This is a genomic window from Xenorhabdus mauleonii, from assembly GCF_900113945.1.
GTDB classification, from domain to species: domain Bacteria; phylum Pseudomonadota; class Gammaproteobacteria; order Enterobacterales; family Enterobacteriaceae; genus Xenorhabdus; species Xenorhabdus mauleonii.
Genome location: NZ_FORG01000026.1, coordinates 1 through 18,662, shown reverse-complemented (window position 1 = coordinate 18,662; position 18,662 = coordinate 1). Strand labels below are relative to the sequence as shown.

Genomic DNA, 18,662 nt, shown 5'->3' with positions numbered 1-18,662 from the left:
ACAAAAAACTTTGGGATGGAGGATCCTGATGCCTGTTATTTTTTACACAATCCTGCCATCAGTTTTTCACTAAGTTTCTTATTGCGATGAAATTGAAACAGCTGAAACGTAGACGTACAAAGTTAACGAACTTGGTTAGCAAGCTAAATTAGCAAACTAAACAGACGTACGAACAAGAAACGAGTAAAAAACTGAAGAGGCAAATCCGAGGGAGGGAACACATGTCCAGCGTCACATTCCGCAATGTATCTAAATCATATGGTGAAACTGTCATCTCCAAAGATATCAATCTCGATATTCAGGAGGGGGAGTTTGTCGTATTTGTCGGCCCATCTGGATGCGGTAAGTCAACGTTACTAAGGATGATCGCAGGATTAGAAGACATCACATCCGGTGATTTATTAATTGCAGGAAAGCGTGTGAATGAAGTTCCCCCAGCCAAACGCAGTGTCGGCATGGTTTTTCAGTCTTATGCGCTATATCCCCATTTATCCGTTGCAGATAACATGTCGTTCGGTATGAAACTGGCCGGAATCAAAAAAAGCGAGATTCAGAAACGTGTCCAGCAGGTTGCTGAAACCCTCCAGCTCGCCCATTTACTGAATCGCCGCCCCAAAGCGCTGTCTGGCGGGCAACGTCAGCGAGTGGCGATTGGCCGAACCTTGGTTGCTGAACCCAATATCTTTCTACTTGATGAACCACTTTCCAATCTTGATGCTGCGTTGCGTGTCCAGATGCGCATTGAAATTTCACGCCTGCATAAACGCCTGCAACGAACGATGATCTATGTTACCCATGATCAAACTGAGGCGATGACGCTGGCAGATAAGATTGTTGTACTGGATAGTGGGGATATCGCTCAAGTTGGTAAGCCTCTTGAAATTTATCATTATCCTGCCAACCGTTTTGTCGCAGGTTTTATTGGTTCGCCAAAAATGAATTTCCTGCCCGTTAAAGTTTCCGCGATTGCTGTCGAGCAAGTCCAAATTATTCTCCCGAATGGCCAATCTATTTGGTTGCCAGTGGACAGCAAGGGGCTTACAGTTGGTTGTAACGTGTCTTTAGGGATCCGCCCTGAACACCTTTTACCTAATGACGTAGCCGATGTTACGTTGGAAGGTACAGTACAGATAGTGGAACAATTGGGCAATGAAACCCAAATCCATATCCGCATCCCATCCATTCATCAAAATTTAGTTTACCGCCAGCCTGATATTGTTCTCGTGGAAGAAGGGGTGAACTTCACTATCGGGTTAGCTCCCCATCGGTGCCACCTTTTCCGAGAAGATGGCACCGCATGTCAACGTTTACACAAAGAGCCCGGAGTCTAGTCGATCCGCGGACATAAAAAATAACAGGAGAATTATCATGCGCATATTGCCTTTCTCATTGGTCATGCTAACTGGCCTATTCTCTATGCAGGCTGTTGCAGTTGACTTTCATGGCTATGCCCGTTCAGGTATCGGCTGGACAGGAAGTGGCGGCGAACAGAAATGCGCCCAAGCGACAGGAGCCCAGAGTAAATATCGTCTCGGCAACGAATGTGAAACCTATGCAGAACTTAAGCTGGGGCAAGAACTATGGAAAGAGGGTAACAAACGTTTCTATTTTGATACAAACTTAGCCTACTCCGTATCCCAGCAGAAAGACTGGGAAGATACCAAACCGGGAGTCCGTGAAGTCAATGTAACAGCAGACAATATCATTGATTGGTTGCCCGGCTCAAAAATATGGGCAGGTAAACGCTTCTACCAGCGACACGATGTACACATGATCGATTTCTATTACTGGGACATTTCAGGCCCCGGTGCAGGCTTGGAGAATATCGATTTGGGGTTTGGTAAATTGTCCTTCGCAGTAACCCGCAATACCGAATCGGGTGGTTCACATGGCTGGATTGCTGGTGAGCAGAAAGAAATCCCAACCTCAAATGATGTTTTCGATATACGGCTAGCCAACTTACCTGTTAATGCCGGGGGAACCCTGGAATTTGGTATCGATTATGGGCGCGCTAATGCTCGCAAAGGGTACCAGCTTGACAAAGATGCCTCCAAAGATGGCGTAATGCTGACAACTGAACATACTCAAAGCCTGTCAGGGGGATTCAACAAGTTTGTCTTACAGTATGCCACTGACGCAATGGCTTCGAATAATAATGGCCGTGCAGAGGGTGCCAATGTCAATAACGACGGGCATATGCTACGTATTTTGAATCACGGTGCAATCAATCTCTCGAATAAATGGGATCTCATGTATGTCGCCATGTATCAGGACATTAACCGCGACAATAACAATGGCAACACATGGTACACCGTAGGGGTTCGTCCAATGTATAAATGGACTCCAATCATGAGTACCCTGATGGAAGTTGGCTACGATAATGTGAAATCCCAACGCACCAAAGCAAACAACAATCAATACAAGATAACACTAGCCCAGCAGTGGCAAGCCGGCGATAGTATCTGGTCTCGCCCCGCCATTCGTGTATTTGCCACTTATGCTAAGTGGAATGAAAAATGGGGCTATACTGACGGCGTGGCTTATCGCGATACAGCAGCACACAGATTCAGCCGTGGTAAAAGTGATGAATTTACGTTTGGCGCACAGTTTGAGGCTTGGTGGTAATGAAAAAAAAATTGCTTTCACTCTGCCTCAGTGCCCTGCTTTGCAATACACTGCCTGCTGTGAGCTTTGCCACATCAGAGGGTTTGCAGCCTGATACAGCTTCCTCTGTAGCACCAGCCCTATCTCAGTCCACCTTGCAAGCATTACAGTGGCAGCCCATTAATACTTCTGCCACTCAGACAATTGCCCTTAATAGCATGTCACAGCAACTGAATAGCGGGGACATCCACGGCCCCATAGCGGCTTTTTCCTTGCCAGCCAACCAAGGTTCATTAGACATCACTCTAACTAGTTTGATAAAGGATAAGCAGGTATATTCACCTAATGTCATCGTGCTTGATGAGCAACTCCGCCCTGCTGCCTTTTATCCAAGCAGCTATTTTGGCTATCAGAAGCCGAGCATTATGTCTGTTGATAGGCTTGAAGGGGCATTAAAATTGACTCCCGCTTTGGGGCAACAAAAAATTTATTTGTTGGTTTACACCACTCGTGCTGATTTGAAAGCCTCTACACAAATGGTTGATCCAGCGAAGGCTTATGCTCAAGGTGTAGGTAATGCTGTTCCCAATATTCCAGATCCCGTCGCTCGCCATACCGAAACAGGAACACTGACGTTGAAGGTAAAATCAGAGCATGATGCGGGTAATATTTTGATTGGACAGATATTTGCCACGCCAGCACAAACTTCTGCCCCAGTACAGCAACCAGTCACTGTTGGTTCTACGATCGATTCTAAATCAGCTGCATCGATATTACCGCCAAAAGCAACCTCAGAAACTCTCTCGCAACCAATTACAGTAGCTAAAAAATCGGTATTAAACGATACCGAACAGTACTTCAATGACGCAATCAAAAAAGCCATTCGCAATGGTGACATTGATAAGGCGTTGAAATTATTGGATGAAGCTGAGCGTCTAGGTTCACCGACGGCAAGGGAAACTTTTATCAAAATGATAAAAGATAAAGGGTAATATTCATTCATATAAAATGATAAGTAAGGTTTCAGATTTCATTTAAGAGCCTAAAGGAATAGGCTCTTAATGTGAACTGGCAATACTTTATTGCATGAAATTTCAGAACAATACTCACTTGAAATAGTCCATAATCCCTTTTTTATTAAGGAAATTTTTTATTTTTTTGCGATTTTTATAAAACAAGAAACCTAACATTGCTAAAAAGAGCGTATTTAATATAAATCTAGAAATGGTTAGTGAGAACAAAAGAAAGAATAAAATAGCTATTGAAAGCAAAGAAACAGCAATATTACTTATTGCTACCCTAAACATCCAGGCCAAAATTTTAATAGTATATTTAATGATATTATAAAATATCTCAAATATCTTCATAACTATTTCGTCTAATATATCCATAAGTATCATCCTATAAAATAATTCATCATTATCAAATCCGCTGAATCACTTCCAAAACCTCCATTTAAAAAAACCAAGGTATCTTTTATTATTCAAGTGAATTTTAATTCTAGTTCGATATTTATAATAGAAGTAAAAACATATCACAACCAATAATAAACTGAATATAAAGAAAACCCTTAACTCAGAGTTAATAACAAAAGATAAGAAAACAAAAAAAGCTATAATCGTTAAGCAGGCAAAAATTTCGCCTAAAATCGCTTTAAGAATTTTTTTTAATACCCACCATAATGACCGGATCATGAATATGATACAGTCATAAAGCATGTCTCTGATTTCTCTTAAAAATTCCATCATTGATTCATCCTATAAAAAATTCCTTGGGCTATCCCCCTATTACGATAAAACCAAATAATTTCACATCCTATATATGATTATCAATCAGTTATAAAAGCATTGGATCAGGCTTATTAGCTATTATTTTCGCCATTTTTTCAATCGGATCTGTCCGTAATATATATAACCGCTTCAACGAAAAAGGGTTATCCCCCAGTTTAACTTTGCCTTGTACCGTAGTCACAGCCAGGTGAAATCCTGCCTGTTTAGCGGCTTTCATTGCTTTTGGATTGTATCCGCCAAAAGGATAAGAAAGGTAAAGCACATTCCGATTAAATTGTGATAGGCCACGCCTTGAGCGCTCGAAATCATATAAAATAGTATTAAATACCCGGCTGAATAGTATAGGTTGTTTATTTTTTCCTAAACGATGTAAAAAATGGGTATGGGATTGAAAATCAAAAACTTTTCGCATCGCAGATAATTCAGCGAGACTGGTAAATTGCAAATTATCCGGATTCCATTTCTGCGGATAGCGTTTAATTCGGGATGAAATAATAAAAAAGGTCGCCTTTTGTCCGTTCTCTTTCAATATAGGGTAGGCGTAACGGTAAACTGATTTCAGCCCATCATCAAACGTCAGGCTAACCACTTTTGCAGGCAAGTTGATTGTGCTATTTAGATAACCTTCCAATTCATAAAGTGAAATTGTGGTATAACCTGCCTGTTTCAAATAACCCATTTGCCTACGAAAGGCTGACAGAGATGTAGTTGTTGATGTATGGCGAAAACGTTTATTGTCTTTATCATTAAGAATATGGTGGTAAGTTAATACGGGTATACCATTATCCAGCTCAGCGTCCTGATCGCGGATATAACCCAATCTATCCCCTAAATTAACTTCATACCAAGTATGACGTGCTGTGTCTTGTAATTTGTCCAAGATCGGATAACGAATATTCCCTGCCAGAATCGCAACTGTTCTACTATTAACTTCGGGTATGCTGTAAATTTTGGTTGGTTTCAAAATCACCAAATTTTGAGTCGGCTTCTTATGGAGGTTCTGAAAGGGATCTTCGGGAAATAAGTCTCGTCTGATTTCCTTTACTTGTTCTTTGGCGATGTAGCCTGTTCCGTTGCCAAAATGAAACTCGTAATAATCACTCTCCTCTCCAACTGCTTCAATGACCTTCAGACGTTGCCCTTTTTGAAATCCCCCTACTTCAATAATGTGCCCACCAACCCAAGCATACATTTCACTATTTCTGAGTAGCTCCATGTAACGATAATTTGGCGAGTGTTGATACATCGCCAAAGCGGGATTAGAGAAACACGATAAAAATGCTAAGGAAGCCAGTGCAATAATATGAATAATTCGGCTCATTTTAATGTTCCACCCAAAAAAAATGCCCTCTCCGAAGAGAGGGCATTCCACGATTAGCTACACGTAATACGGTATGCTACTCATCTCAATCTTAATCATTATCGCTGCTGCTACCGAAACCAGCATTCAACAATTCAGCAAGGTTTGCAGTCGCTTCATCAACGCTAACTTGTGGTGCTTCAACCACTTCATTTTCGTGACGGCGGCGGATGCGATCCTGATGGTAAGCATAACCTGTACCCGCAGGGATCAGACGACCAACAATAACGTTCTCTTTCAGGCCACGCAATTCATCACGTTTACCTGCAACAGCTGCTTCAGTCAGTACGCGGGTTGTTTCCTGGAACGACGCCGCAGAGATGAAGGATTCTGTTGCCAGTGATGCCTTGGTGATACCCAACAGGTCACGGTGGAAAGTCGCTGGTACTTTACCATCCAACTCCAGCTTACGGTTCGCGACTTTAACACGCGCGTATTCAACCTGCTCGCCTTCGAGGAATTCGGAGCTACCGGCGTTCGCGATAGTCGCTTTACGCAGCATCTGACGAACGATAACTTCGATGTGTTTATCGTTAATCTTAACGCCTTGCAGACGGTAAACTTCCTGTACTTCGTTGGTAATGTAACGGGCTACCGCGTGAACACCACGAAGACGCAGAATATCATGTGGAGATTCTGGGCCATCGGAGATCACGTCACCACGTTCAACAACCTCACCTTCGAACACGTTGAGCTGACGCCATTTAGGGATCATCTCTTCGTAAGCATCACCACCATCCAGTGGGCTGATTACCAGACGGCGTTTACCTTTAGTTTCTTTACCGAAGGAAACGATACCGCTGATTTCTGCCAGGATAGCAGGCTCTTTCGGACGACGAGCTTCGAACAGGTCTGCAACGCGTGGCAGACCACCGGTGATATCTTTCGTACCGCCAGATTCCTGAGGAATACGCGCCAACGTATCACCCGCGGAGATAGAAACACCATCTTCCAGCTGAACAATTGCTTTACCCGGCAGGAAGTACTGTGCAGGCATATCCGTTCCTGGGATCAGAACGTCATTGCCTTGAGCATCGACAATACGCAGTGCTGGACGCAGGTCTTTACCGCTACCAGTACGCTCTGCACTGTCCAGAACTACCAGTGAAGACAAACCAGTCAATTCGTCCGTCTGACGAGTAATGGTCTGGCCATCAACCATGTCATAGAACTGAATGATACCGGATACTTCACTCACGACTGGCATGGTATGCGGATCCCAGTTTGCAACGGTTTCACCGCCGGTTACTGCTTCACCATCACCTTTCGCCAATACCGAGCCGTAAGGCACTTTATAGCTTTCTTTGGTACGACCGAAGTCATCGATCAGACGCAATTCAGTATTACGGGAGGTAATAACCAATTTGCCCGCAGAGTTTGTAACAAACTTAGCGTTGCTGAGTTTCAATTGACCTTTGTTACGAACCTGAATGCTGGATTCTGCTGCCGCACGAGATGCCGCACCACCGATGTGGAACGTACGCATCGTCAGCTGTGTACCCGGCTCACCGATTGACTGTGCCGCGATAACACCAACAGCTTCACCTTTGTTGATGATATGACCACGAGCAAGGTCACGACCATAACACTTAGCACAAACACCGAAGTCAGTTTCACAACTTACTACGGAGCGTACTTTCACGCTGTCAACGGAGTTTTCTTCTAACAGATCACACCATTTTTCGTTCAGCAGAGTGTTACGTGAAACCAGAATGTCCGCTGTACCTGGCTTCAAAACATCTTCAGCCGTTACACGACCCAGTACGCGCTCACGCAGTGGCTCTTTAACGTCACCACCTTCGATAACCGGAGTCATCAGGATACCGTCGTGAGTGCCACAGTCATCTTCAGTCACAACCAAGTCTTGGGCAACGTCAACCAGACGACGAGTCAGGTAACCGGAGTTCGCCGTTTTCAATGCGGTATCCGCAAGACCTTTACGAGCACCGTGGGTTGAGATGAAGTACTGGAGTACGTTCAGACCTTCACGGAAGTTCGCGGTGATTGGGGTTTCGATAATCGAACCATCTGGAGTCGCCATCAGACCACGCATACCCGCCAACTGACGGATCTGAGCAGCAGAACCACGAGCACCGGAGTCCGCCATCATAAAGATGTTGTTGAAAGAAACCTGCTGTTCTTCTTCACCGTTACGGTTGATAACAGTTTCAGTAGACAGGTTTTCCATCATCGCTTTAGCAACACGTTCGTTCGCCGCAGCCCAGATATCGATAACTTTGTTATAGCGTTCGCCAGCAGTTACCAGACCTGACTGGAACTGTTCCTGAATTTCGGCCACTTCCGCTTCCGCTTCCGCGATGATGCCTTCTTTCTTCTCAGGAATGACCATGTCGTCGATACCTACGGATACCCCAGAACGGGCAGCGTAAGCAAAACCGGTATACATGGTCTGGTCAGCCAAGATAACAGTTGGTTTCAGACCCAGTACGCGATAACAGGTATTCAGCATTCTGGAGATTGCTTTTTTACCCAGCGCCTGGTTAATCAGTGAGTATGGCAGACCTTTCGGTACGATCATCCACAGGATGGCACGGCCTACAGTGGTATCAACCAAACCTGTATTAACAGTGACATTGCCTTCGCCATCTCTCACTTCTTCAGTGATACGAACTTTAACGCGAGCGTGCAGAGAAGCCAGACCTGCGCGGTAAACACGCTCTGCTTCTTTAGGACCGCTCAGAACCATGCCTTCGCCTTTCGCGTTAACACAGTCACGGGTCATGTAGTACAGACCCAATACAACGTCCTGAGATGGAACGATGATTGGTTCACCGCTCGCTGGAGACAGGATGTTGTTGGTAGACATCATCAGCGCACGTGCTTCCAACTGGGCTTCCAGTGTCAGCGGTACGTGAACAGCCATCTGGTCACCATCGAAGTCGGCGTTATAAGCCGCACACACCAATGGGTGCAACTGAATAGCTTTACCTTCGATCAGAACAGGTTCGAATGCCTGAATACCCAAACGGTGAAGGGTCGGTGCACGGTTCAGCAGAACTGGGTGCTCACGGATCACTTCATCCAGGATATCCCATACGACTGCTTCTTCACGCTCAACCATTTTCTTGGCTGCTTTGATGGTAGTCGCCAGACCACGCAATTCCAGCTTGCCGTAAATAAATGGCTTGAACAGCTCCAGTGCCATCTTCTTAGGAAGACCACACTGATGCAGACGCAGGTATGGACCTACGGTAATTACAGAACGGCCTGAGTAGTCAACACGTTTACCCAGCAGGTTCTGACGGAAACGACCCTGTTTACCCTTGATCATGTCTGCCAAGGATTTCAGAGGACGCTTGTTGGAACCGGTAATTGCACGACCGCGACGGCCGTTATCCAACAGTGCATCAACCGCTTCTTGCAACATACGTTTTTCGTTACGTACGATGATATCTGGCGCAGCCAGATCCAGCAGACGTTTCAGACGGTTGTTACGGTTAATAACGCGACGATACAGATCGTTCAAGTCTGAAGTTGCAAAACGACCGCCATCCAATGGAACCAATGGACGCAGGTCTGGTGGCAGAACTGGCAGAACGGTCAGAACCATCCACTCTGGTTTGTTGCCAGACTGAATGAAAGCTTCCAGCAATTTAATACGCTTGGTCAGCTTCTTGCGCTTGGTTTCAGAGTTAGTTTCATTCAACTCTTCACGCAAAGTTTCACACTCGTTTTCCAGATCCATATTTTTCAGCAAAGACTGGATCGCTTCTGCACCCATTTTTGCATCAAATTCATCACCGAATTCTTCCAGCGCATCCAGATACTGTTCTTCAGTCAGGATTTGACTGCGCTCAAGGCTGGTCATGCCGCCTTCAACAACCACATAGGATTCAAAGTACAGTACACGCTCAATGTCACGCAGAGGCATGTCCAGCAGCAAACCGATGCGGGATGGCAGAGATTTCAGGAACCAGATGTGAGCGGTAGGAGATGCCAGCTCAATGTGCCCCATACGTTCACGACGAACTTTGGTCTGGGTTACTTCAACGCCACACTTCTCACAAATCACACCACGGTGTTTTAAGCGCTTGTATTTACCACACAAGCATTCGTAATCTTTTACTGGCCCGAAAATACGCGCACAGAAAAGACCGTCACGCTCAGGCTTGAACGTACGGTAGTTAATGGTTTCCGGCTTTTTTACTTCCCCGAATGACCACGAACGGATCATATCTGGAGAGGCCAGAGCAATTTTGATCGCATCAAACTCTTCGGTCTTAGTTTGGGCTTTCAGAAACTTCAATAAGTCTTTCACGAAATGGCTCCTGTCGGAGTTAGACCTGTTAGGTGAGCGGCCCATGCCGCTCCCCTCTATAACCAGTATAACCACTGGGACCAGTGCAACCACTGGCTGGTAAACCGCCCGGCATTTTCATGCCGGACAGTACCAGCGGGAAAACGATTTACTCGTCTTCCAGCTCGATGTTGATACCCAGCGAGCGGATTTCTTTCAGCAATACGTTGAAAGATTCCGGCATGCCTGGCTCCATCTGGTGGTTACCATCCACGATGTTTTTATACATCTTGGTACGACCGTTAACATCGTCGGATTTAACGGTGAGCATTTCTTGCAGGGTGTACGCGGCACCGTATGCTTCCAATGCCCACACTTCCATCTCACCGAAGCGCTGACCACCGAACTGTGCCTTACCACCCAGCGGCTGCTGAGTAACCAGGCTGTAAGAACCGGTAGAACGGGCGTGCATCTTGTCATCAACCAAGTGGTTCAATTTCAGCATGTACATGTAACCAACGGTTACTTGACGCTCGAATTGTTCACCAGTACGGCCGTCAAACAGTGTGATCTGACCAGAAGTCGGCAAGCCACCCAGTTTCAGCAGCTCTTTGATTTCGGTTTCTTTCGCACCGTCAAAGACTGGTGTCGCGATTGGCATACCTTTTTTCAGGTTTTCTGCCAGACGCATCACTTCTTCGTCGGTGAAAGTGTTCAGGTCCACTTGCTGGCGAGTATCATCACCCAGATCGTAAGCTTTCTGGATAAATTCACGCAGTTTGGCAACTTCTTGCTGCTGTTTCAGCATAGCATTGATTTTGTCACCAATACCTTTTGCCGCCATACCCAAGTGAGTTTCCAAGATCTGACCGATGTTCATACGTGATGGTACGCCCAGCGGGTTCAGTACGATGTCGACAGGAGTCCCGTTTTCATCGTAAGGCATGTCTTCGATCGGGTTGATTTTGGAGATAACACCCTTGTTACCGTGACGACCTGCCATCTTGTCACCAGGCTGGATCTGACGTTTCACGGCCAGATACACTTTGACAATTTTCAGCACGCCAGGTGCCAGATCATCGCCCTGAGTGATCTTACGACGTTTGGCATCCAGTTTTTTCTCGAACTCAGTTTTCAGTTCGTCATACTGTTCTGCCAACTGCTCCAGCTGATTTTGTTTTTCTTCGTCAGCCAAGCCCAGCTCCAACCAACGTTCACGAGGCAGTTTGCTGAGTTTTTCAGCTTCAATGCCACCGGAAACCAGTACGGAGTGAATACGGGCAAACAGGCCGGCTTCGAAAATTTGCAGTTCTTCTGTCAGGTCTTTTTTCGCCTGACGCAGTTGCATCTCTTCGATTTCCAGAGCACGTTTGTCTTTTTCTACGCCATCACGGGTAAAGACCTGTACGTCGATAACCGTACCAGAAACGCCGTTTGGTACGCGCAGAGAAGAGTCTTTAACGTCAGACGCTTTCTCACCGAAGATCGCACGCAGCAGTTTTTCTTCTGGTGTTAATTGAGTTTCACCTTTTGGTGTCACTTTACCAACCAGAATGTCGCCACCTTTCACTTCCGCACCGATATAAACGATACCGGATTCGTCCAGTTTAGACAGCGCTGCTTCACCTACGTTAGGGATGTCAGCGGTGATCTCTTCAGGCCCCAGTTTGGTGTCACGGGACACACAAGCCAATTCCTGAATGTGAATTGTTGTGAAACGGTCTTCTTGAACAACACGCTCAGATACGAGGATGGAGTCTTCGAAGTTATAACCATTCCATGGCATGAACGCCACGCGCATGTTCTGACCCAGAGCCAGTTCACCCAAGTCAGTGGATGGACCATCAGCCAGCACATCACCACGCTCTACCATTTCGCCCAGAGAAACACATGGCATCTGGTTGATACAGGTGTTTTGGTTAGAACGGGTATATTTGGTCAGGTTATAGATATCAATGCCCGCTTCACCCGCGTACATTTCATCTTCGTTAACCTTGATGACGATACGGGATGCGTCAACGTACTGAACAACACCACCACGTTTAGCAACAGAGGTTACACCGGAGTCAACCGCTACTGCACGTTCCATACCTGTTCCGACCAGCGGCTTGTCTGCGCGCAAAGTTGGAACCGCCTGACGTTGCATGTTTGCACCCATCAATGCACGGTTGGCGTCATCGTGTTCAAGGAATGGGATCAAGGAAGCACCGACGGACACGATCTGCTGTGTCGAAACGTCCATGTACTGAACCTGATCACGGTTGAACAAGCTGGATTCATCGTAATGACGGCAAGTGACCAATTCTTCAACGAAGTGGCCTTCTTCATCCAATACGGTGTTAGCCTGCGCTATAACGTAGTTACCTTCTTCGATAGCAGACAGGTAGTGAATTTCATCAGTCACTACACCATCACGAACTAAACGGTAAGGTGTTTCAAGGAAACCATACTCATTGGTACGCGCATAAACGGACAATGAGTTAATCAGACCGATGTTTGGACCTTCAGGCGTTTCGATTGGACATACGCGACCGTAGTGAGTCGGGTGTACGTCTCGCACTTCGAAGCCTGCACGTTCACGGGTCAAACCACCTGGGCCCAACGCGGAAATACGGCGTTTGTGGGTAATTTCAGACAGTGGGTTGTTCTGATCCATGAACTGAGACAGCTGGCTTGAGCCAAAGAACTCTTTCACTGCCGCAGAAATTGGTTTAGCGTTGATCATGTCCTGTGGCATCAGGGTATCCAGATCACCAAGAGACAAACGCTCTTTTACTGCACGCTCTACACGCACCAGACCAACACGGAACTGGTTTTCAGCCATTTCACCAACGGAACGGATACGACGGTTACCCAAGTGGTCGATATCATCGACTTCACCTTTACCGTTACGGATATCAATGAGCTTTTTCATCACATCGATGATGTCTTCTTTGCTCAGGATACCGGAACCTTCAACTTCGTCACGATCCAGTGAACGGTTGAATTTCATACGACCAACCGCAGACAGATCATAGCGATCTTCAGAGAAGAATAGGTTCTCAAACAGGTTTTCTGCGGCTTCACGCGTTGGTGGTTCACCAGGACGCATCATGCGATAGATTTCAACCAATGCGCTCAGGCGATCATTCGTTGGGTCTACACGCAGCGTTTCGGAGATGTATGCACCGTGGTCCAGATCATTGGTAAACAGGGTCTCGATAGATTTGTGACCAGACTGACTCAGACGTGCCAGCAGATCCAAAGAGAGTTCCATGTTAGCAGCACAGATGATTTCACCTGTGTTCTGGTCAATGTAATCTTTCGCTACAACTTTACCAGCGATATATTCAACAGGTACTTCAATGAGATTTACCTGATCTTTTTCTAGCTGGCGAATATGACGAGCGGTGATACGGCGGCCTTTTTCAACATAAACCTTTCCGTTCGCTTCGATATCAAATGAAGCTGTCTCGCCACGCAGACGTTCTGGAACCAGAGTCATCTGCAATTTGTTGTCGCGAATTTCGAAAATGGTTTTGTTGAAGAACAGGTTCAGGATGTCTTCAGTTGAGTAATCCATTGCGCGCAAAATAATCGAAGCCGGCAGTTTACGGCGGCGGTCGATACGCACAAACAAGTTATCTTTTGGATCGAACTCGAAATCCAACCATGAACCACGGTAAGGGATGATACGTGCATTATACAGTACCTTACCGGATGAATGGGTTTTACCCTTATCGCTGTCAAAGAAAACGCCTGGGCTACGATGTAACTGAGATACGATAACGCGCTCAGTACCGTTGATAACGAAAGTCCCGTTATCAGTCATGAGTGGAATTTCACCCATGTAGACTTCTTGCTCTTTGATGTCTTTGACTGTGCCTTCTGGCGCTTCGCGCTCATAGACCACCAGGCGCAATTTAACGCGCAGTGGCGCGGAATAAGTTACACCACGGATCTGACACTCTTGAACATCAAAAACTGGCTCGCCAAGACGGTAGCTTACATATTGCAGCTCGGAACTGCCGCTATAGCTCTGAATTGGGAACACAGAACGGAAGGCCGCTTCAAGTCCATTTTGACCTTCAGGATCTTGCTCGATAAACTTCTGGAACGAGTCAAGTTGGATAGAAAGAAGATATGGAACATCCAAAACTTGTGGACGTTTACCAAAATCCTTACGAATACGTTTTTTCTCGGTATAGGAGTAAACCATAGGGTTCCTCAGCTCGCTGATAAGTGACCCACTCTGTCCGCCCTTAAGGACAGCACTCGGCAACACTATTTTTTTCGAACAGAAAATAGATTATTTTCCGTAATACTCATTGCTATTACTCTTAAATCATTTCATTGCGTTACCTGACTACCGAGCTATCCGAGTGGATCGTAGCTGAGAACGCAGTATATTAAGTCGTCAATAGGAAGGAGTATTCTGGGCTAATTAGCAGCTAAACAGTGTGAAATGCGGCTAATCCCCGATTTAATGCCTGTGGAACAATGTTGTTAAAACAAGGTGTTTGATACCACCTTAACAAGCAAAGCCCTTACAGCGCAAAAAGGCTGGCGATTAAAAAATCGCCAGCCGCCAGCCTTAAAATATCAGGCTGCGAACTTCAGACTGATCTTACTTGATCTCAACAGAAGCACCAGCTTCTTCCAGAGATTTTTTCAGAGCTTCAGCGTCATCTTTGCTGATGCCTTCTTTCAGTGCTGCTGGTGCGCTTTCAACCAGGTCTTTAGCTTCTTTCAGACCCAGGCCAGTTGCGCCACGTACTGCTTTGATTACAGCAACTTTGTTAGCGCCAGCGCCAGTCAGGATAACGTCGAATTCAGTTTTTTCTTCAACTGCTTCAGCAGCACCACCAACTACAGCAACAGCTGCAGCAGCAGAAACGCCGAATTTTTCTTCCATCATGCTGATCAGTTCAACAACGTCCATTACAGACATTTCTGCAACTGCGTCCAGAATTTGTTCTTTAGTGATAGACATAACAAGTGTTCCTAAAATTCAGAAAAAGTTTATACGTTAAAAAGCAACGAAGGAAATAGGCAATTAAGCTGCTTCTTTCTGATCGCGTAGCGCAGCCAGAGTGCGAACCAGTTTGCCAGCAGAGGCTTCTTTCATGGTTGCCATCAGGCGTGCGATTGCTTCATCGTAAGTTGGGAGTGTTGCCAGACGATCGATGTTTGATCCTGGGATGAACTCACCTTCAAAGGCTGCCGCTTTAATCTCGAATGCTGGGTTCGCTTTAGCGAAATCTTTGAACAGACGAGCAGCTGCGCCCGGATGTTCAGAAGAGAAAGCAATCAAGGTTGGACCAACAAACGCTTCTTTCAGGCACTCGTACTCGGTACCTTCAACAGCACGACGCAGCAGGGTATTACGTACAACACGTACGTTAACGCCAGCTTCACGACATGCTTTGCGCAGTTCAGTCATTTTATCTACGGTAACGCCACGAGAATCCGCAACAACCGCAGACAGCGCGCCTTTGGCTACTTCGCTGACTTCAGCAACAATCGCTTGTTTGTCTTGAAGATTTAGTGCCATTAGCTTCTTGCTCCTGGATTAACCGGGAAAACCCGGAACTCACTTCACTCAAAGCACAGGATGTGCCTGAGCGCTAAAACACGGTGAGCAGAATCCAGAAATTAAATTTCATTTGGCTCTGTCACCGTCTACGCAGGATATTAAGTAAGTAATTTATTACGCACTTACGCCTGCGGTCTTGGACGGGGCTTGGATTAAGGCCAAGCTCCAACCGAAAACTTGTTTATTTGCCGATGACCTTATTTTTCAAAGGGTGTGTATCATTGAACACACTATCTGGCAAATTTGAAGCGTCAGATTTTAGACAAATCTGGCGCTCAGGTAAAGCTTTATTCAGCTTAAAATTAAGCTACTGCGTTCAGACCAGATTGGTCGATCGCTACACCTGCACCCATGGTAGTAGACAGGCTAACTTTCTTGATGTAAACGCCTTTAGCAGAAGATGGTTTAGCTTTTTTCAGCGCAACCAGCAGAGCTTCCAGGTTTTCTTTCAGTTTGTCAGCGTCGAAGTCAACTTTACCGATAGTGGTGTGGATGATACCGTTCTTGTCGTTACGGTAACGAACCTGACCTGCTTTAGCGTTTTGTACAGCTTCAGCAACGTTAGGAGTTACAGTACCAACTTTCGGGTTTGGCATCAGACCACGTGGGCCCAGGATTTGGCCCAGTTGGCCAACAACGCGCATTGCATCTGGAGATGCGATAACTACGTCGAAATTCATCTCGCCTTTCTTAATCTGCTCAGCCAGATCTTCCATACCTACCAGTTCAGCGCCAGCAGCTTTAGCCGCTTCAGCGTTTGCACCCTGGGTAAATACAGCAACACGTACTGAACGACCAGTACCGTGTGGCAGAACAGTTGCGCCACGAACGTTTTGGTCAGATTTACGAGCATCGATGCCAAGATTAACAGCTACGTCAACGCTTTCTACGAACTTAGCAGTAGCCAGTTCTTTCAGCAGGGTAACGGCTTCGTTGATGTCATACTGTTTAGTTGCATCAACTTTTTCACGGATAGTGCGCATGCGCTTGGTCAGTTTAGCCATTGATTAACCCTCCACTACCAGGCCCATGGAACGAGCAGTACCTTCGATTGAACGCATCATCGCGTCAACGTCAGCACCAGTCATGTCCGCAGCTTTAGTTTCAGCAATCTCACGGATCTGAGCGCTGGTCACTTTACCAACTTTCTCTTTGTTTGGCTTACCAGAACCAGACTTAACGCCAGCTGCTTTCTTCAGCAGAACTGCTGCAGGTGGAGTTTTGGTAACAAAAGTGAAAGAACGGTCTGCGTAAACAGTAATAACAACTGGAATTGGCAGGCCTTTTTCAATGCTTTCAGTTTTAGCATTGAACGCTTTACAGAATTCCATGATGTTAACACCCTGCTGACCCAGAGCTGGACCAACTGGTGGGCTTGGGTTAGCCATGCCAGCTGCAACTTGCAGCTTAACGTAGGCTTGTACTTTCTTAGCCATCTAAATTTCCTCTATATGGGTATTATCGCCTCAAGAATGAGGCTCCCCTGACGATTTAGGCCCCGTCTTAAAGACCAGACCACTTAAAACATTTGCCTGAATTTTATCGAAAAGACATTATCTAAATAATGCCTAGATAAAAAACAAAAGGCGCGAAATTGTATTCTAATTTCACACCTTCTGCAAGCATTTCGCCTACTTAAACATCAAATCAGGATTTTTCTACCTGACTGAAATCCAGTTCAACTGGTGTAGCACGGCCAAAGATAGAAACCGAAACTTTTAAGCGGCTCTTTTCATAGTCAACTTCTTCGACTATGCCATTAAAGTCTGCAAACGGACCATCGCTGACTCGAACCATTTCGCCTGGTTCGAACAGAGTTTTTGGTCGTGGCTTATCACCAACTTGCTGAAGACGATTCATAATCGCATCAACTTCTTTATCGCTAATTGGTGCTGGGCGGTCAGACGTGCCGCCAATAAAACCCATTACGCGAGGTATATTACGAACCAGATGCCAGGTATCATCGTTCATTACCATCTGTACTAAGACATAACCTGGGAAGAATTTGCGTTCGCTTTTGCGGCGCTGACCACTGCGGATCTCAACCACTTCTTCTGTCGGCACCATCACTTCGCCGAAAGACTCTTCCATGTTTTGTAGTTTGATATGTTCACGCAGAGATTGAGCGACACGACCTTCAAACCCAGAAAATGCTTGTATGACATACCAACGCTTTTTTGGGGATTCAGACATTTTTTAAAACCTCAGGCCTGTAATAAATGAAACTAAACGCACCAGAATACCATCCAGCCCCCACAAAATCAGAGACATGACAGCTGTTACAGCCGCCACAATCAATGTTGTGTGCAGCGCTTCCTGGCGAGTTGGCCAAATGACTTTACGCATTTCAATGCGGGCTTCACGGGCAAATGCTAATGCAGATTTACCCTTTGCAGTCCACAATGCAACTGCTCCTGCAAAGGCAACAATAGCAACGACAGCTATCGCGCGCAGAGGCAGGTTATACTCTCGGTAATAATAATTACCCACAATAGCAACCACCAGCAGCACTGCTACCACTAGCCATTTTGCTATATCAAGACCACGCCCGCTTTCTTGAGCATCGCTATTCGCACTCATAAACCAACCTGTAACTATATGTAAGTAACTATGATGTAAATAGATAGCCAGCTTGCCTCGCAAGAGCAAAACAAATCAGACCGAACCCAAAGATAATTGTAATTGTATCTGACTCGGCGCCATAATTCAGTAGGACTTTTTATCTTAATGATATTTAAGCCCATCCGTTGTATCAGAGCCTATCTCACCAATAATTAAGAATAGTCACTAAACAGCAAATTATCTTGCTATCAAGTTGCTATTAATGAACAACCATTGATGAGATAGGTTCTTCCTAAGACAACTGTTCTTAAGGAGATTTCTTAAGGGAAGATCTTAAAAACAATATCTTAAAACAACGTATAAAAAGGGCATCTGTCGATGCCCTTCCAAAATGAACACATTAAAAAATTATGCGATCACTTTAGCAACAACACCAGCACCAACAGTACGGCCGCCTTCACGGATTGCGAAACGCAGACCTTCGTCCATTGCGATTGGCGCAATCAGAGTTAC

The 18,662-nt window shown here is 45.8% G+C and carries 14 protein-coding genes; 3 read left to right on the top strand and 11 right to left on the bottom strand.

The window, feature by feature from the left end; translation table 11 throughout:
• Positions 1 to 221 precede the first annotated feature (221 nt).
• Genes malK through malM form a run of 3 tightly spaced genes read left to right on the top strand, consistent with a single transcriptional unit; the run spans position 222 to position 3,596 of the window.
• Positions 222 to 1,331 (top strand): maltose/maltodextrin ABC transporter ATP-binding protein MalK, encoded by a 1,110-nt coding sequence (malK, locus tag BM100_RS18285; protein WP_092513589.1) that lies wholly within the window; start codon positions 222 to 224, stop codon positions 1,329 to 1,331.
• Positions 1,332 to 1,368: 37 nt separating this feature from the next.
• Entirely contained in the window at positions 1,369 to 2,625 is a 1,257-nt protein-coding gene (locus BM100_RS18280; RefSeq protein WP_092513587.1) for a maltoporin, read from the top strand.
• Positions 2,625 to 3,596 (top strand): maltose operon protein MalM, encoded by a 972-nt coding sequence (gene malM / locus BM100_RS18275; RefSeq protein ID WP_092513585.1) that lies wholly within the window; start codon positions 2,625 to 2,627, stop codon positions 3,594 to 3,596. The genes BM100_RS18280 and malM overlap by 1 nt, the downstream gene beginning before the upstream one ends.
• Positions 3,597 to 3,710: 114 nt before the next feature.
• On the opposite strand, the gene BM100_RS18270 is transcribed toward malM, so the two are convergent.
• From BM100_RS18270 to BM100_RS18215, 11 genes are all read right to left on the bottom strand, one after another.
• The gene (locus BM100_RS18270) at positions 3,711 to 3,995 is read right to left on the bottom strand and encodes a hypothetical protein (protein ID WP_092513583.1); all 285 of its coding nucleotides are present in this window, start codon (positions 3,993 to 3,995) and stop codon (positions 3,711 to 3,713) included.
• Between the two features lie 445 nt (positions 3,996 to 4,440).
• On the bottom strand, positions 4,441 to 5,715 hold the full coding sequence (locus BM100_RS18260) for a polysaccharide deacetylase family protein (RefSeq protein WP_092513579.1): 1,275 nt from the start codon (positions 5,713 to 5,715) through the stop codon (positions 4,441 to 4,443).
• A gap of 91 nt (positions 5,716 to 5,806) precedes the next feature.
• Complete coding sequence (gene rpoC / locus BM100_RS18255; RefSeq protein ID WP_092513577.1) at positions 5,807 to 10,033, bottom strand: DNA-directed RNA polymerase subunit beta'; 4,227 nt, start codon at positions 10,031 to 10,033, stop codon at positions 5,807 to 5,809.
• Positions 10,034 to 10,181: 148 nt separating this feature from the next.
• Positions 10,182 to 14,210, bottom strand: a complete 4,029-nt coding sequence (gene rpoB, locus BM100_RS18250) for a DNA-directed RNA polymerase subunit beta (RefSeq protein WP_092513575.1) — start codon at positions 14,208 to 14,210, stop codon at positions 10,182 to 10,184.
• Between the two features lie 408 nt (positions 14,211 to 14,618).
• Complete coding sequence (rplL, locus tag BM100_RS18245) at positions 14,619 to 14,984, bottom strand: 50S ribosomal protein L7/L12 (RefSeq protein WP_045972989.1); 366 nt, start codon at positions 14,982 to 14,984, stop codon at positions 14,619 to 14,621.
• Between the two features lie 63 nt (positions 14,985 to 15,047).
• A complete protein-coding gene (rplJ, locus tag BM100_RS18240) occupies positions 15,048 to 15,545 on the bottom strand; it encodes a 50S ribosomal protein L10 (RefSeq protein ID WP_010848555.1) in 498 nt (165 codons plus the stop codon).
• Between the two features lie 344 nt (positions 15,546 to 15,889).
• On the bottom strand, positions 15,890 to 16,591 hold the full coding sequence (gene rplA, locus BM100_RS18235) for a 50S ribosomal protein L1 (RefSeq protein WP_092513573.1): 702 nt from the start codon (positions 16,589 to 16,591) through the stop codon (positions 15,890 to 15,892).
• Between the two features lie 3 nt (positions 16,592 to 16,594).
• Entirely contained in the window at positions 16,595 to 17,023 is a 429-nt protein-coding gene (rplK, locus tag BM100_RS18230) for a 50S ribosomal protein L11 (RefSeq protein WP_010848553.1), read from the bottom strand.
• A gap of 211 nt (positions 17,024 to 17,234) precedes the next feature.
• On the bottom strand, positions 17,235 to 17,780 hold the full coding sequence (nusG, locus tag BM100_RS18225) for a transcription termination/antitermination protein NusG (RefSeq protein WP_092513571.1): 546 nt from the start codon (positions 17,778 to 17,780) through the stop codon (positions 17,235 to 17,237).
• A gap of 3 nt (positions 17,781 to 17,783) precedes the next feature.
• On the bottom strand, positions 17,784 to 18,167 hold the full coding sequence (secE, locus tag BM100_RS18220) for a preprotein translocase subunit SecE (protein WP_092513569.1): 384 nt from the start codon (positions 18,165 to 18,167) through the stop codon (positions 17,784 to 17,786).
• Positions 18,168 to 18,557: 390 nt separating this feature from the next.
• A partial coding sequence (locus BM100_RS18215) for an EF-Tu C-terminal domain-related protein (RefSeq protein WP_092514323.1) occupies positions 18,558 to 18,662 on the bottom strand: 105 nt, incomplete at its 5' end.